Consider the following 14,442-nt stretch of genomic DNA (forward strand, 5'->3'; position numbering starts at 1 on the left):
GGGAGGGCCGGGGTGGGGGTGTTGCCGCATAAAGGACATCAGGATTCGGGGATAGATTTTCCCCCACCGCCGCGCTCTTCGAGCGCCTCGACCTTCCCCGCAAGCGGGGGAGGTAAGACAAATCACGCCCGTTTCGCCTCGAACGCCATCTTCACGGCAAGCCCTGCGAGCACGGTGCCCATCAGCCAGCGCTGCAGCAGCAGCCAGCTCGGCCGCGTGCCGAGAAATATCGCGATCGATCCGGCGGCGAGCACGATCATCGCATTCACGCTGACACTGATCACGATCTGGATCGCGCCGAGCGCCAGCGACTGCGTCAGCACGCTGCCAACCGTGGGATCGATGAACTGCGGCAACAGCGCCAGATACAGCATCGCGATCTTCGGATTGAGCAGATTGGTGACGAACCCCATCGCGAACAATTTGCGCGGGCCGTCCACTTGCAGCTTCTTCACCTGGAACGGCGAGCGCCCATTGGGCTTGATCGCCTGCCACGCCAGCCACAGCAAATAGGCCGCGCCGGCGAACCGCAGCGCGTCATAGGCGTAAGGCACCGCAAACAGCAGCGCCGTGATCCCAAATGCCGCGCACAGCAGGTAGAACACGAACCCGAGTGCGACGCCGCCCAGCGATACGATACCGGCCGTCGGCCCTTGCGTGATCGAGCGCGAGATCAAATAGATCATGTTCGGCCCCGGCGTCAGCACCATGCCGAGCGAGACCAGGGCAAAACCGAGCAAGGTTGCGATGTGAGGCATGGGAGACTCGCGGCGAATGTGCACGTTTCTAACGTGCGACACGCGGCTATGTCATTCCGCAAATTGCTCCGAGGACATTTCTGGCGGTGATGGAGGCCCAACTGCATACACGCCTGTCATCGCCCGGCTTGACCCGGCGACCCAGTACGCTGCGGCCCTTCCGATGAAGTGCGATGGCCAACACGGCGGCCCGAATTGCGCCCCGCAACGCGGCACTCTGGAATGCTGGATCGCCCGGTCAAGCCGGGCGATGACAGTGTTCTTGAATCAATGCGCCTCGTCCCAATTATTCGCCGCCCGCGCATCGACCTGCAGCGGCACCGACAGCGCCACCGCCGGGAACGGCGCGTCCTGCATCACGTGCTGCACCACCGGCAGCGTCGCCGCCACTTCGTCGTCGGGCACCTCGAAGATCAGCTCGTCATGCACCTGCAACAGCATCTGCGCCGACAGCTTCTTCTCCGCCAGCGCATCTTCCATCCGGATCATGGCGCGGCGGATGATGTCGGCGGCGGTGCCCTGCAGGCGCGCGTTGATCGCGGCGCGCTCGTTGAAGGAGCGGATCGAGGCGTTGGAGGCCTTGATGTCGGGGTAGTGACACTTCCGGCCGAACAGGGTCAGCACGTAGCCGTTGGTGCGGCAGAAATCCCGTGTCTCGTCCATGTAGGCGCGGATGCCCGGGAAGCGCTCGAAATATTTCTTGATGTAGGCGGAGGCTTCCTCGCGGGCGATGCCGAGCTGGTTGGCGAGCCCGAATGCGGAGATGCCGTAGATGATGCCGAAATTGATCGCCTTCGCACGCCGCCGCACTTCGCCCGGCATGTCCTTGATTGGCACGCCGAACATTTCGGATGCCGTCATCGCGTGAATGTCGAGCCCGTCCCGGAACGCCTGCTTCAGCACGGGAATGTCGGCGATCTCGGCGAGCAGCCGCAATTCGATCTGCGAGTAATCCGCCGACACCAGCTTGTGGCCGGGCGTCGCGATAAAGGCGCGGCGGATCTTGCGGCCGTCCTCGGTGCGAACCGGTATGTTCTGCAGGTTCGGCTCGTTCGACGACAAGCGCCCCGTGGTGGTCGCGGCCAGCGCGTAAGTCGTGTGCACGCGATGGGTCTGCGGATGCACGTAATTCGGCAGCGCGTCGGTATAGGTCGATTTCAGTTTCGAGACCTGCCGCCACTCCAGAATCTTCTTCGGAAATTCGTGGCCCTGTTCGGCGAGTTCGTCGAGAATCTGCGCCGAGGTCGACCACGCGCCGGTCTTGGTCTTGGTGCCGCCGGGTATGCCCATCTTGCCGAAGATGATGTCGCCGATCTGCTTGGGGCTGCCGACATTGATCGGCTCGCCGGCGATCTCCTGCAACTCGGCCTCGACGCGCGCCGCGGTCTGGGCGAAATCGCCGGATAGCCGCGACAGCACTTGCCGATCGATCGAGATGCCGCGCCGCTCCATCCGCGCCAGCACGGTGACCAGCGGCCGCTCCAGGGTCTCATAGACGGTCGTCATGTGCTCCGCGGCGAGGCGCGGCTTGAGCACGCGATGCAGCCGCAGGATCATATCGGCGCTTTCGGCTGAATAAGCAGATGCCTTGTCGATCGCGACCTGGTCGAAGGTCAGCTTGTTCTTGCCGTTGCCGATCAGCTCGCTTTCGCTCGTGACGGCATGGCCAAACCAACGTTCGGCGAGTGATCCCAGCGCATGTGAATTGCGCCCGGCGTCGAGCGCATACGACATCAATTGCGCGTCGTCGACGTTGCACAGCGTGATGCCGTGCTGCGCCAGAATCACGGCGTTGAACTTGATGTCGAAGCCGATCTTGAGAATGCCCTGTGATTCCAGCAGCGGCTGCAACCCCGCCAGCGCCTCGGCGGCCGTGATCTGGTCCGGCGCGAGGCCAGCGTCGAACAGGCCTGCGCCGCCGCCGGATTGCTTGTGCGTGAGTGGAATATAGCAGGCGTCGTTTGGCGCCAGCGCCAGCGCGATGCCGCAGATATCGGCCTGCATCGGATCGTCAGAACTCGCCTTGGCGTCGATCGCAAACGTGCCGGCGTCATAGGCCCGCGCAACCCAGGCGTTGAGCTCATCGAACGTGCGGATGGTCTGGTACTTGTTGCGGTCGACCGGCAACTTTCGCGCGGCTTCGGCGCGTGCGGTGGCGAGCGAGATCGGCGTGCCCTTGTGGCTCGCGGCCTTGTCCTGCTTGTCGCCGCCGGTCTTGCCCGGTGCAGCGCCAGCTTTGCCTGTGGGCGGGCTATCGAACAGCGTCGCGCCTTCGTAGCCTTCCGGCTTCTTGCCCGAGGGCGGCACCGCGAAAACGCTGGCGCCGCTCTTGTTGCCGGCGTCCGGCTCGATATCGGCCGGATCGATCTGTGAGTATTCGGCGACACGGCGGGTGAGGGTGGAAAACTCCATCGCCTTGAGGAAGGCGATCAGCTTGCGCGCATCCGGCTCGTGCACGGCGAGGTCGTCGAGCGGCACTTCGAGATCGACCTTGTCGTCGAGCAGCACCAGTTGCCGCGAGATCCGCGCCTTCTCGGCGTTCTCGATCAGGGCCTCGCGCCGCTTCGGCTGCTTGATCTCGCCGGCGCGCTGCAGCAGCGTTTCAAGATCGCCATATTCGACGATCAGTTGCGCCGCGGTCTTGACGCCGATACCGGGCACGCCCGGCACATTGTCGGTGGAATCGCCGGCCAAAGCCTGCACCTCGACCACCTTCTCCGGCGGCACGCCGAATTTCTCGATCACCTCGGCGACCCCGAGGCGCCGGTCCTTCATGGTGTCGTACATGGTGACGCAGTCGGTCACGAGCTGCATCAAGTCCTTGTCCGAGGACACGATGGTGGCGGTAGCACCGCGCTCGCAGGCGATCCGCACATAGGTCGCGATCAGATCGTCGGCTTCGTAGCCGACTTGCTCGAGGCAGGGCAGGTCGAACGCGCGCACCGCCTCGCGGATCAACGCGAACTGCGGGATCAGGTCGTCGGGTGCCGGCGGCCGATGCGCCTTGTAATCGGGATAAAGCTTGTTGCGGAACGTGATTTCCGACTTGTCGAACACGATCGCCAGATGCGTCGGCCGGTTATCCTCGGGCATTTCGCGGAGCAGCTTCCACAGCATGTTGCAGAAGCCGAGCACGGCGTTGACCTGCAGCCCGTCGGATTTGCGGTTCAACGGCGGCAGCGCGTGATAGGCGCGGAAAATGTAGGAGGAACCGTCGACCAGGAACACGTGGTCGCCCTTGGCGGGGGCTTTGGCGGGCGCCTTGGCAGGGGCCTTGGTGGCGGGAGCGGGTTTCGCGGCGGCTTTGGGGGCTGATTTCGGCATGGCCGAAATTTAGGGATTTTTGCGCGGAATGACAGCCTGGGGAGAGGGATTTTGAGCCCAATACACACCCGTCGTCACCCGCACCGCCGTCATCACCCGCGAAGGCGGGTGATCCAGTACGCCGCGGCGGTCGTGTTCAACTGAGCGAGCCCGGCGTACTGGGTCGCCCGGTCCTAGTGCGCAATTGCGCACAAGGCCGGGCGATGACAGGCAGGGTGTGTCAACCTACTCCGCCGGCTGCAGCGCCGGAGCGGCCTTTTTCGGCACGATCCAGAACGCGGCCGGCCGCTCGAACAGGAAGTTCGCCCGCAGCGCCAGCGCCAGGCGCCAGATCACCACCGCCCCCGCGACGCCCGCAACCGTCACGATCAGCGAGATCATCCCGATATCGGTGATCAGGCCGGTCTTCAAAAGCAGCGTTCGGGTCACCGCCATCGGCAGGAAGAAGGCGAGATAGATGACGATGGAATGCTCGCCGCAATAGCGCAGGAAGTTCAGCCACTGCATGCGCGCCAGCAGCGTGCCCGCCACGATGATGGCGCCGGCGCCCGCAAAGCCGAGTGCCAGTGAAACGAGCGGCCATTCGTCAAAGCCGGATACGACCAGCGCACCGTTGACGAGCGTCCACAACGCGACGCCCACGAGGGCGAGGGCCGGGCGCGCCCGCGCGCGGTCCGACAACGCGAACACGTAGTTGGCAAGCAGGTAGCCGGAATAGAAATAGACGAAACGCCCGCAGAATTCATCGATCACGGTCCAGCCGGTCGTGATATGCGCCATCTCGAGTGCCGCGGCAGCGAGCCAGATCGCGAGCGGCGGGACGCCACGCAACAGTTTTGTGACAACGAAGAACACCGGCAACAAGTAAATGAACCACAGCGTGCCGAACGGCTCGATGAAGGATTCCAGATACATGAATCCGACATGCCGCCAACCCGATTCGGCGGCGAAGCCAGGAGCCTTGAAGCCGAACTGAATCGTCACCCACAGCACATAAAAATAAGCGAAGTGCAGGACCTTGCGGTCGAGATAGGTACGCCAGTCACGGTCGATGACAACGGCAAGAAACAGGCCCGAAATCAGGAAGAAATCCGGCATCCGGAACGGTTTTGCGAACATCACGAACGCATGCATGAAGCCGGTCTGGCCGGCCGCCGCTTCGACCCCCAGCACCGAATGCATCATCACCACCATGACGATGCAGATGCCCTTGGCGTAGTCCACCCAGTCGATGCGGGTGGAGCGTTCCGTGACGGCGGATGTACCGTTTGAAGTCATCGGTGTCCCTTTTCGGCGCGAGGCGGCCGCATCTTCGGCCTGATCTGTTGCTTTCTCCTTTATTCATACAAATGACATGCCGGTTTCCGGGCGGTTTTTCCGGTTTCCCCTTTGCTGAAAAAAATGCTCTAAGACGCCCGCGAATTCGGGGTTGGCGTTAACCATCAAATACGGATTGTTTTCATGCGAATCGCCATGATTGGCACGGGCTATGTGGGGCTGGTCTCCGGCGCCTGCTTTGCCGATTTCGGCCACCAGGTCACCTGCGTGGACAAGGACGCCGGCAAGATCGAAGCCCTGCGCCGAGGCGAGATCCCGATTTTCGAGCCCGGGCTCGACGCGCTGGTGGCCTCCAACGTCAAGGCCAGGCGGCTGGATTTCACCACCGATCTGACGGCGCCGGTGGCGGAAGCCGACGCCGTGTTCATTGCGGTCGGAACGCCCTCGCGGCGTGGCGACGGCCATGCCGACCTCACTTACGTCTACAGCGCCGCGCGCGAGATCGCAGCCGCGCTGTCCGGCTTCACCGTGGTGGTGACCAAATCGACCGTGCCGGTCGGCACTGGCGATGAGGTCGAGCGGCTGATCCGCGAGGCCAATCCGTCGGCCGACGTCGTGGTCGCCTCCAATCCGGAATTCTTGCGCGAGGGCGCGGCGATCCGCGACTTCAAATTCCCCGACCGCATCGTGGTCGGCACCGATGATGAACGCGGGCGCAAGGTGCTCGGCGATGTTTACCGGCCGCTGTCGCTCAACCAGGCGCCGCTGATGTTCACCGCGCGGCGCACCGCTGAACTGATCAAATATGCGGCGAACGCGTTCCTCGCCACCAAGATCACCTTCATCAACGAGATCGCCGATCTCTCGGAAAAGGTCGGCGCCGACGTGCAGCAAGTCGCGCGCGGCATCGGACTCGACAACCGCATCGGCTCAAAGTTCCTGCATGCCGGTCCGGGCTTCGGCGGCTCCTGCTTTCCGAAGGATACGCGCGCGCTGGTCAAGATCGCCCAGGATCATGACGTGCAGCTTCGCATCGTCGAGGCCGTGCTCGGCGTCAACGACATCAGAAAGCGCGCGATGGCGCGCAAGGTGTCGAATGCCGCCGGCAACCTGCGCGGCAAGACCGTCGCGGTGCTCGGCCTCACCTTCAAGCCGGATACCGACGACATGCGCGAGGCGCCGTCGATTCCGCTGGTGACGGGCCTGCTCGACATGGGCGCGAAAGTGCGCGCGCACGATCCGGTTGGCATGGAGCAGGCGAAGAAGGAGCTGCCCGAGATCGAATATTGCACCGACCCCTACGAATGCGCGCGCGGCGCCGATGCGCTGGTGATCGTCACCGAGTGGGTCCAGTTCCGGGCGCTTGATCTGGCGCGCCTGAAGAATGAAATGGCGCAGCCCGTCGTGGTCGACCTGCGCAACATCTACCGCCCCGAGGACATGGCCGCGCAGGGCTTTATCTATGAGAGCGTGGGACGGGCACCTGAGCCGAAGGTGTAGCCGCAACCACAGTTGTCATACCCCGCGCAGGCGGGGTATCCAGTACGCACGGTCTTCGTAATCAGAAACGTCTGCGTTTACTGGATCACCCGCTTTCGCGGATGATGACGGATGAGAGATATTGCCTCTTCCCTTCGACACCCCTCTGCCGATCGACCCGGTGCTCGACGAGCTTGGGCGTACGCTTTCGGCCAACAACACCGCGGTGCTGGTCGCGCCTCCCGGCGCCGGCAAGACCACGCGGGTGCCGCTCGCGCTGCTCGATGCGCCCTGGCTGAGGGGCAGGAAGATCATCATGCTGGAGCCGCGGCGGATCGCAGCGCGCGCCAGCGCCGAACGGATGGCGCGGACGCTCGGCGAGCGGGCAGGGGAGACCGTCGGTTATCGCGTGCGCTTCGGCTCCAAGATATCGCGCGCGACCCGGATCGAGGTGGTCACCGAGGGGATTTTTTCGCGCCAGATTCTCGACGATCCCGAGTTGAACGGCGTCGCCGCCGTGCTGTTCGACGAATTTCATGAGCGTTCGCTCGATGCCGATCTGGGGCTCGCGCTCGCCCGCGATGCGCAGACTGGCCTGCGCGAGGATTTGCGCATCCTGGTGATGTCGGCGACACTCGACGGCGCAAGGGTCGGCAAACTGCTGGGTGACGCTCCGGTTGTTGCCAGCGAAGGCCGCGCTTTTCCGGTGGAGACGCGCTATCTCGGCCGCAAAGCCGATGCGCCGATCGAGCGGCAGATGGCCGATGCGATCGCCACCGCGCTGCGTGCCGATCCCGGCTCGGTGCTGGCCTTCCTGCCGGGCGCCGCCGAAATCCGCCGCACCCAGAATTTTCTCAGCGAACGGGTTCATGACGCGAGCGTCGAGATCGTGCCGCTGTTCGGCGCGCTGGAGGCCGCTGTGCAGGACCGCGCCATCGCACCGTCGCCGAAAGGCCAGCGCAAGGTCGTGCTGGCGACCTCGATCGCCGAGACGTCGCTCACCATCGAGGGCGTGCGCATCGTCGTCGATTCCGGCCAGGCGCGGGTGCCGCGCTACGAGCCCGATATCGGCCTGACGCGGCTGGAGACCGTGCGCGCCTCGCGCGCCGCGGTCGATCAGCGCCGCGGCCGCGCCGGCCGCACCGAGCCCGGCGTATGCTACCGGCTGTGGGACGAGCCCCAGACGGCATCGCTCGCCGCCTACACCCAGCCCGAAATTCTCTCCGCCGATCTTTCCTCGCTGGTGCTCGATCTCGCGCAATGGGGCGTCCGCGATCCCGCGACACTTGCGTTTCTCGATCCTCCGCCGGCGCCAGCATTGAAGGAAGCGGGCAGCCTGCTTCTCGAACTCGGCGCTCTCGATAGCGACGGCCGTATCACCGCAGAGGGCAAGAGCCTGCGGGCGCTGGCGCTGCCGCCGCGGCTGGCGCGGATGATCGTGGATTCGCACCGGCTGGGCGCGGGCGAGGAGGCCGCCGAAATCGCTGCCATCCTCACCGAGCGCGGCCTCGGCGGCGACAGCGTCGATCTCGACCACCGGCTCGATCAGTTCCGCCGTGATCGCTCCCCGCGCGCCAGTAGCGCGCGCAGTCTCGCGCAGCGATGGGCGCAGCAGGTGGCGGCGACAGAGGGGCCGCCCGCTGAAGATAGCTCACCCTCCACCGGAATCATGCTGGCGTTGGCTTTTCCCGACCGCATCGCCCGCAACCGTGGCAATGGCAGTTTCGTGCTCGCCAACGGCCGTGGCGCCGCCGTCGAGCAAACCTCGTCGTTGGCGCGCGCGCCCTATATTGCTGTTGCCGAGCTGACTGGCACCGCAGCCCAGGGACGCATTCTGCTGGCGGCGCCGATTGCACAAGCCGATATCGAATCGCATTTCGCCGATCAGATCGAAAGCACCGAGGAGATTTCGTTTGATCGCGGCGCGATGGCGCTGCGCGCACGCCGCAAGCGGACGCTGCATGCGATCACGCTGTCGGAAGCGCCGATGGCGCTGTCGCCCTCGGCAGAGACTGCGCGCATCTTCGCTGGCGGTCTGGTTGCCGGCGGGCTCGACAAGCTGCCGTGGTCGAAATCCCTGAAGCAATGGCGCGACCGCGTGATGTTTCTGCGCAAGGCGGAAGGTGAGAGCTGGCCCGATCTGTCGGATGCTGCGCTCGCCGCCGAAGCCGAGAACTGGCTGGTGCCTGCGCTCTACGACAAGACCTCGCTGAAGGACTTTTCTCCCGGCGACCTCTCGGATGCGCTGATGACGCTGTTGCCGTGGGAGTTGCGTGCACGGCTGGAGCGCGAGGCGCCGACGCATTTCGAGGCGCCAACCGGCACCATGCTCGCGATCGATTACGAGGCCGAGCAGGGGCCAACCATTGCCGTGCGTCTGCAGGAATTGTTCGGGCTCAACACTCACCCCTCGATCGCCAAGGGCAAGGTGCCGCTGGTGCTGGAATTGCTGTCCCCGGCGCAACGCCCGGTGCAGGTGACGCGCGACCTTCCAGGCTTTTGGCGCGGTAGCTATGCCGCCGTGCGTTCCGACCTGCGCGGCCGCTATCCCCGCCACCCCTGGCCGGAAGACCCGGCCACCGCGCTGCCGACCCGCCGCGTCAAGCCGCGCGGGACGTGAGATACGCGGGTCAAGCCCGCTCGCCCGTTAACACTTCACTCATCCTTTTCGTCAAAATGGCAAGCCCGGCCATCGCCGTTAGTCGCGGTTTCGCGGCTGGCATGGTGATATCGGCGGCCCGGCAATCGAGTGTAGCGTATGCGTAACCTGATGATCCTTGCCGCCGTCCTGGTCGGCCTCGGCACCTACATGGCGCAGATGGCAGACAAGATGTCGCCGGCCTCGGCCTCCGCCAGCGCATCACCGAAAAACGCTCCCGCCCGAACGGTCGCACAAGCTTCCAGCCGCAGCCTCGACATTCCCCGCGACGCGCGCGGCCATTTCCAGACCGATGGCCGCATCGACGGGCAGCGCATCAACTTCATGGTCGACACCGGCGCCTCGCTGGTGGCGCTGAACGAGAAGTCGGCGGCCCGCTTCGGCCTGCGCCCCTCACGCAGCGACTACAACGCCACCGTCTCCACCGCCAACGGCACCATCAAGGCCGCGCGCACGCGGCTTGCGATGATCGAACTCGGCGGTCTCGTGGTGCGCGATGTCGACGCCGTGGTGCTTCCGGACGAGGCCCTGTCGGAGAACCTGCTCGGGCTGTCGTTCCTCTCGAAGCTGAAGCGCTTCGAATATGCCAACGGCAAAATGGTGCTGGAACAGTAAGGTTACCCGGCTACCAAACCGCCGCAATTGACCGTCAAAACGCGTCGGCCCGCCTTTCGCCCGGCCTACGCTTTCGCTATGGCTGCGGTTCCCTCGCATTCACGACAAGGCCATCTCATGTTCCCGAAGCCCAAATCCGCGCTGGTTCCGAATACCTATGAGTTCGAATCCGGGCCGATGGTGAAGGCGACCGGTTTTCGCGAATACGACGCGCGTTGGCTGTTCGAGAAGGAAATCAATTTGATGGGCGTTCAGGCGCTGGGCATGGGGCTCGGCGCGCTGATCAAGGAGCTCGGAGTCAAACAGGAAATCGTCACCGGCCACGATTTCCGCGGTTATTCGGCCTCGATCAAATACGCGTTGATTTCCGGCTTGATGGCGGCGGGATGCAAGGTGCACGACATCGGGCTCGCGGTGACGCCGATGGCCTATTTCGCGCAGTTCGATCTCGATGTGCCCTGCGTCGCGATGGTGACGGCCTCGCATAACGACAATGGCTGGACCGGCGTCAAGATGGGCGCCAACCGCCCGCTCACCTTCGGCCCCGACGAGATGACGCGGCTGAAGGAAATCGTGCTCAACGCCGAGTTCGACAACAAGGCCGGCGGCTCCTATCAATTCCACGAGAATTTCCCGGCGCGCTATATCGCCGATCTCACCGAGCGCCCGAAGCTGAAGCGCAAGCTGAAGGTCGTTGCCGCCTGCGGCAACGGCACCGCGGGCGCGTTCGCGCCGCAGGTGCTGGAGGCGATCGGCTGCGAAGTGATCCCGCTCGACACCGAGCTTGACCACACCTTCCCGAAATACAATCCGAATCCCGAAGACATGGAGATGCTGCACGCGATCCGTGACGCCGTGCTCAAGCACAAGGCCGACGTCGGCCTGGGCTTCGACGGCGACGGCGACCGCTGCGGGGTGGTCGACAACACCGGCGAGGAAATCTTCGCCGACAAGGTCGGCGTGATGCTGGCGCGAGACATGTCGGCGATCCACAAGGAAGCGCAGTTCGTGGTCGACGTGAAATCGACCGGGCTGTTCGTGACCGATCCGGTGCTGCAAAAGCAGGGCGCGAAGACCGCCTACTGGAAGACCGGCCATTCCTACATGAAGCGCCGCACCAACGAGATGGGCGCGCTGGCGGGCTTCGAAAAATCCGGCCACTTCTTCTTCAACAAGCCGTTCGGCCGCGGCTATGACGACGGCCTGGTCTCCGCGATTGCGATCTGCGAGATGCTCGACCGCGCGCCCGGCAAGTCGATGGCGGACCTGAAAGACGCGATTCCGAAAACCTGGTCGTCGCCGACGATGTCGCCGCATTGCGCCGATGAGGTGAAGTACGGCGTTGCCGACGCCGTGGTGAAGCATTTCGAGACGTTGCAGAAAAAAGGCGAGATAGTCGCGGGCCAGAAGATCCGCGATCTCGTTACCGTCAACGGCGTGCGCGTCACGGTCGAGGACGGTAGCTGGGGCCTGGTGCGGGCGTCATCCAACAAGCCGGAGCTGGTGGTGGTGGTCGAGAGTCCGGTTTCCGAACAGCGCATGCGCGATATGTTCGAGGCGATGGATTCCGTGCTGCGAACGCATCCGGAAGTCGGCGCCTATAATCAGAAGATTTGAGGGGTCTCGTGTCCTGGGCACGGCGCAGTGCAAGTGAAGCGAGTAGTGCGCCGCAGAACCGGGACCTGTATCGCAGCGGTCGCCGTGGGTTCCGGCTCTGCGGTGCATCGCTGAAGCAGCGCTGCACCGCCTCCGGGATACGATAGAGGCTTACGCCGCCGGCACCGGCAGTGCGGTCACCGACTTGATCTTCTCCATCGCAAAGCGCGAGGTGACGTTCTTCAGCGGCACGGCGCTGATCAGCTTCTTGTAAAACACGTCATAGCTCGCCATGTCGGCGACCACGACGCGCAGCATGTAATCGACGTCGCCGGCCATCCGGTAAAACTCCATCACCTCAGGCATGGCGCTGACGGCGTCGGCGAATTTTCGCAGCCATGCCTCGGAATGGTCGGCGCTCTCGACCGAGACGAACACCGAGATGCCGAGCCCGATCTTGTTTTGATCGACCAGCGCCACCCGGCGCAGGATCACGCCGTCGGCCTCCAGCCGCTGGATGCGCTTCCAGCACGGCGTCGACGACAGCCCGACCCGGTCCCCGATCTCGGCAACCGATAGCGAGGCGTCCTCCTGCAGCACGGTCAGGATCTTGCGATCGATGGCATCCAGGCGGCGGCTGGCTTCCGGGAGTTGAACGGCTAGATCGGTCATGAGAAGAATGTTCCATATGAAAGGTCTGATCCTCTCATATATAGAAAATTCTTCTATAGCAAGCCCGCTAGTGGCCGGCCGAAGCCTGGTCTGCGGCTTGGCCGTGGCTCAAAAACTCTTCAACTTCAGCACGTTGGGGGGCTGCGAAGGCTCCCCCGAAGCGGGTGCATTTCAGCGCCGCCGCGGCGGAGGCGAATCGGAGCGCCTGCCGCAATTCCTGCTTTTCGGTGATCGCGAGCGCAAACGCGCCGTGGAACACATCCCCGGCGCCCAGGGTGTCTACCGTATGTACCGGGAAGGCCGGGGTTTCCTGGATGTCGCCGTGCTCGTCGAGCCAGATCGTGCCCCTCGGGCCCCGGGTGCCTGCCAGAAACGAAGGGGTCAGTTTTGCAATTTTCCTCAATGCCTGGGCATCGTCGGTAACGTCAGCAGTCTCCTGCAGCGGCTCGCTCGAAAACACCAGGTGCGTGGAGGCGTTCAACAGGCCCTCGCGCAGCGACATGGCGCGATCGACGTCGACGATCACGGGAATGCCGCGCCGGACGGCCTCGGCGCAAAGCTCGGTGCAGAATTCGGCGCAGCGGCTCTCGGTGAGAATGGCGGCACAGTCGTCCAGCAACGTGTCGAAGTCGGGCAATTTCACATGCCACAGTTTCGGATCGCGGAAGGTTACGATGGTGCGCTCGCCGGAAGGATCGATCATCACCGCCGAGATCGGCGTCACCAGCGCCGGCATGTGGATGAGATGTTTTGTCTCGATGCCCTCATGCGCCATCTGCTCGAAGATGAAGCGGCTCGATGCTTCCTTGGCATCGCCCATCGGCCCGCAGATCGAGGCGCGGCCACCGAGCCGAGCGATGCCGATCGCGCCATTGAGCGCGTTGCCGCCGCAGATTTCGTCGAATGCGGTGGCGTTCTCCTTGGAGCCGCGCCCGGGAACGCCAGGCGTATGAAAGGTGAGGTCGCGCACCGGCATGCCGATGCAGAGAATGCGCGGCGGGATTTTGGGGGCTTTGTCCTGAAAGTTCATTCGAGAATCCGTCATGCAGGTTCCGCCTTCTGCCGGAACCAAGGTCCGGAGTTAATCGACTGGTCCATGGACGGTTCCCGTTATGCGCGGGTTTCGTTTCCCCCATGCACCCACCGCCCGATCAGATGGTGCGCAATCGCGAACGGATGCGCCGCAAAAAGGCCGTCAGGATGTTCGCGCCGGTGCATCAGGACGACCTCAGCCCGGCTGAACCAGCGCGCGTCCTCAAGCTCTGCGCGGTCCACCACGATGTCCTCGTTGAGCGCGCGTGCGGAGCATCCGATCATCAGCGATGACGGATAGGGCCATGGCTGGGTCATGTAATAGCTCACCTCGGTACAACGGATACCGGATTCCTCGAAAATCTCCCGGCAGACTGCGTCCTCGATCGTCTCGGCGGCCTCAACGAAGCCGGCGAGGCACGACCACATCCCAGGCATGAATTGCTTCTGCCGGCCGAGCAGACATCGATCGCCGTGCGTAACCAGCATGATCACGACCGGATCGGTACGCGGGAAATGCTCGGCCTTGCAGCTCGGGCACTCGCGCTTCCAGCCGCCGTCCTTCATTGCCGTTCGCACGCCGCAATTGGCGCAATAGCCGTGGCGCTGATGCCAGGTCACCATCGATTTGGCCATGGCGATGGCGGAGAGCTGTTCCGGCGGCACGGTGCCCTGCATCGCCATGCCGCGCAGCTCGGTCACGGCGACGTCGTCGCGCGTCATCAGCTTCTCCACGGCCGCGGCCGAAATGCCCATGCCGAAAATTGGTGCGCCGTCGCGCAAGCCCAGAAAGATCGTGCCGGGATTGGCGCCGAGCTTCACCGCCTCCTCGACGCCGAGCAGCGCGCGCGGTCCATCCGCCTCCTGCTTCACCAGAAGCGAGTCGCGGTAGATCACATAGGCGCTAGCGTTGCGCTGGTTCTCCAGCGCGAACAGCTTTTCGTCATTGGTACGCAGATGCGCGGCGCGGTCGAGAATATGGGTAACGAAAGCCGGCTTCCCCAGCGGATACTTGTCGAATGCGGACAT

10 protein-coding genes are annotated in these 14,442 nt (G+C 64.1%); 4 read left to right on the top strand and 6 right to left on the bottom strand.

The window, feature by feature from the left end; genetic code table 11:
- Nucleotides 1-122 precede the first annotated feature (122 nt).
- From LMTR13_RS02445 to LMTR13_RS02455, 3 genes are all read right to left on the bottom strand, one after another.
- Nucleotides 123-758, bottom strand: a complete 636-nt coding sequence (locus LMTR13_RS02445) for a LysE family translocator (RefSeq protein WP_065726522.1) — start codon at nucleotides 756-758, stop codon at nucleotides 123-125.
- A gap of 267 nt (nucleotides 759-1,025) precedes the next feature.
- Complete coding sequence (gene polA / locus LMTR13_RS02450; RefSeq protein WP_065726523.1) at nucleotides 1,026-4,082, bottom strand: DNA polymerase I; 3,057 nt, start codon at nucleotides 4,080-4,082, stop codon at nucleotides 1,026-1,028.
- A gap of 225 nt (nucleotides 4,083-4,307) precedes the next feature.
- Nucleotides 4,308-5,360 carry an acyltransferase family protein gene (locus LMTR13_RS02455; protein WP_065726524.1) on the bottom strand — a complete coding sequence of 351 codons (1,053 nt, stop codon included), beginning with the start codon at nucleotides 5,358-5,360 and terminating at the stop codon, nucleotides 4,308-4,310.
- 183 nt (nucleotides 5,361-5,543) lie between these two features.
- On the opposite strand from LMTR13_RS02455, the gene LMTR13_RS02460 reads away from it, so the two are divergent.
- The 4 genes from LMTR13_RS02460 to LMTR13_RS02475 all read left to right on the top strand — a co-directional run bounded on the left by LMTR13_RS02460 (nucleotide 5,544) and on the right by LMTR13_RS02475 (nucleotide 11,730).
- Nucleotides 5,544-6,860: a UDP-glucose dehydrogenase family protein gene (locus LMTR13_RS02460; protein ID WP_065726525.1), complete on the top strand. Its 1,317-nt coding sequence runs from the start codon at nucleotides 5,544-5,546 to the stop codon at nucleotides 6,858-6,860.
- A 121-nt stretch (nucleotides 6,861-6,981) separates the two neighbouring features.
- Nucleotides 6,982-9,459 carry an ATP-dependent helicase HrpB gene (hrpB, locus tag LMTR13_RS02465; RefSeq protein ID WP_065726526.1) on the top strand — a complete coding sequence of 826 codons (2,478 nt, stop codon included), beginning with the start codon at nucleotides 6,982-6,984 and terminating at the stop codon, nucleotides 9,457-9,459.
- Between the two features lie 150 nt (nucleotides 9,460-9,609).
- Nucleotides 9,610-10,113: a TIGR02281 family clan AA aspartic protease gene (locus LMTR13_RS02470; RefSeq protein WP_065732363.1), complete on the top strand. Its 504-nt coding sequence runs from the start codon at nucleotides 9,610-9,612 to the stop codon at nucleotides 10,111-10,113.
- A 117-nt stretch (nucleotides 10,114-10,230) separates the two neighbouring features.
- Nucleotides 10,231-11,730, top strand: coding sequence for a phosphomannomutase/phosphoglucomutase (locus LMTR13_RS02475; protein ID WP_065726527.1), 1,500 nt, complete (start codon nucleotides 10,231-10,233; stop codon nucleotides 11,728-11,730).
- Nucleotides 11,731-11,880: 150 nt separating this feature from the next.
- On the opposite strand, the gene LMTR13_RS02480 is transcribed toward LMTR13_RS02475, so the two are convergent.
- The 3 genes from LMTR13_RS02480 to nudC all read right to left on the bottom strand — a co-directional run bounded on the left by LMTR13_RS02480 (nucleotide 11,881) and on the right by nudC (nucleotide 14,442).
- On the bottom strand, nucleotides 11,881-12,381 hold the full coding sequence (locus tag LMTR13_RS02480) for an Lrp/AsnC family transcriptional regulator (RefSeq protein ID WP_028351627.1): 501 nt from the start codon (nucleotides 12,379-12,381) through the stop codon (nucleotides 11,881-11,883).
- Between the two features lie 67 nt (nucleotides 12,382-12,448).
- Entirely contained in the window at nucleotides 12,449-13,411 is a 963-nt protein-coding gene (locus LMTR13_RS02485) for a sugar kinase (protein WP_065726528.1), read from the bottom strand.
- Between the two features lie 80 nt (nucleotides 13,412-13,491).
- Complete coding sequence (gene nudC / locus LMTR13_RS02490) at nucleotides 13,492-14,442, bottom strand: NAD(+) diphosphatase (protein WP_065726529.1); 951 nt, start codon at nucleotides 14,440-14,442, stop codon at nucleotides 13,492-13,494.

Source organism: Bradyrhizobium icense, from assembly GCF_001693385.1.
GTDB lineage: Bacteria > Pseudomonadota > Alphaproteobacteria > Rhizobiales > Xanthobacteraceae > Bradyrhizobium > Bradyrhizobium icense.

Coding starts and splice junctions, on each gene's coding strand:
- LMTR13_RS02445 (WP_065726522.1), bottom strand. CDS start 758: ATGCCTCACATCGCAACCTTGCTCGGTTTTGCCCTGGTCTCGCTCGGC.
- LMTR13_RS02480 (WP_028351627.1), bottom strand. CDS start 12,381: ATGACCGATCTAGCCGTTCAACTCCCGGAAGCCAGCCGCCGCCTGGAT.
- LMTR13_RS02470 (WP_065732363.1), top strand. CDS start 9,610: ATGATCCTTGCCGCCGTCCTGGTCGGCCTCGGCACCTACATGGCGCAG.
- LMTR13_RS02475 (WP_065726527.1), top strand. CDS start 10,231: ATGTTCCCGAAGCCCAAATCCGCGCTGGTTCCGAATACCTATGAGTTC.
- LMTR13_RS02485 (WP_065726528.1), bottom strand. CDS start 13,411: ATGAACTTTCAGGACAAAGCCCCCAAAATCCCGCCGCGCATTCTCTGC.
- LMTR13_RS02455 (WP_065726524.1), bottom strand. CDS start 5,360: ATGACTTCAAACGGTACATCCGCCGTCACGGAACGCTCCACCCGCATC.
- LMTR13_RS02460 (WP_065726525.1), top strand. CDS start 5,544: ATGCGAATCGCCATGATTGGCACGGGCTATGTGGGGCTGGTCTCCGGC.
- polA (WP_065726523.1), bottom strand. CDS start 4,082: ATGCCGAAATCAGCCCCCAAAGCCGCCGCGAAACCCGCTCCCGCCACC.
- nudC (WP_065726529.1), bottom strand. CDS start 14,442: ATGTCCGCATTCGACAAGTATCCGCTGGGGAAGCCGGCTTTCGTTACC.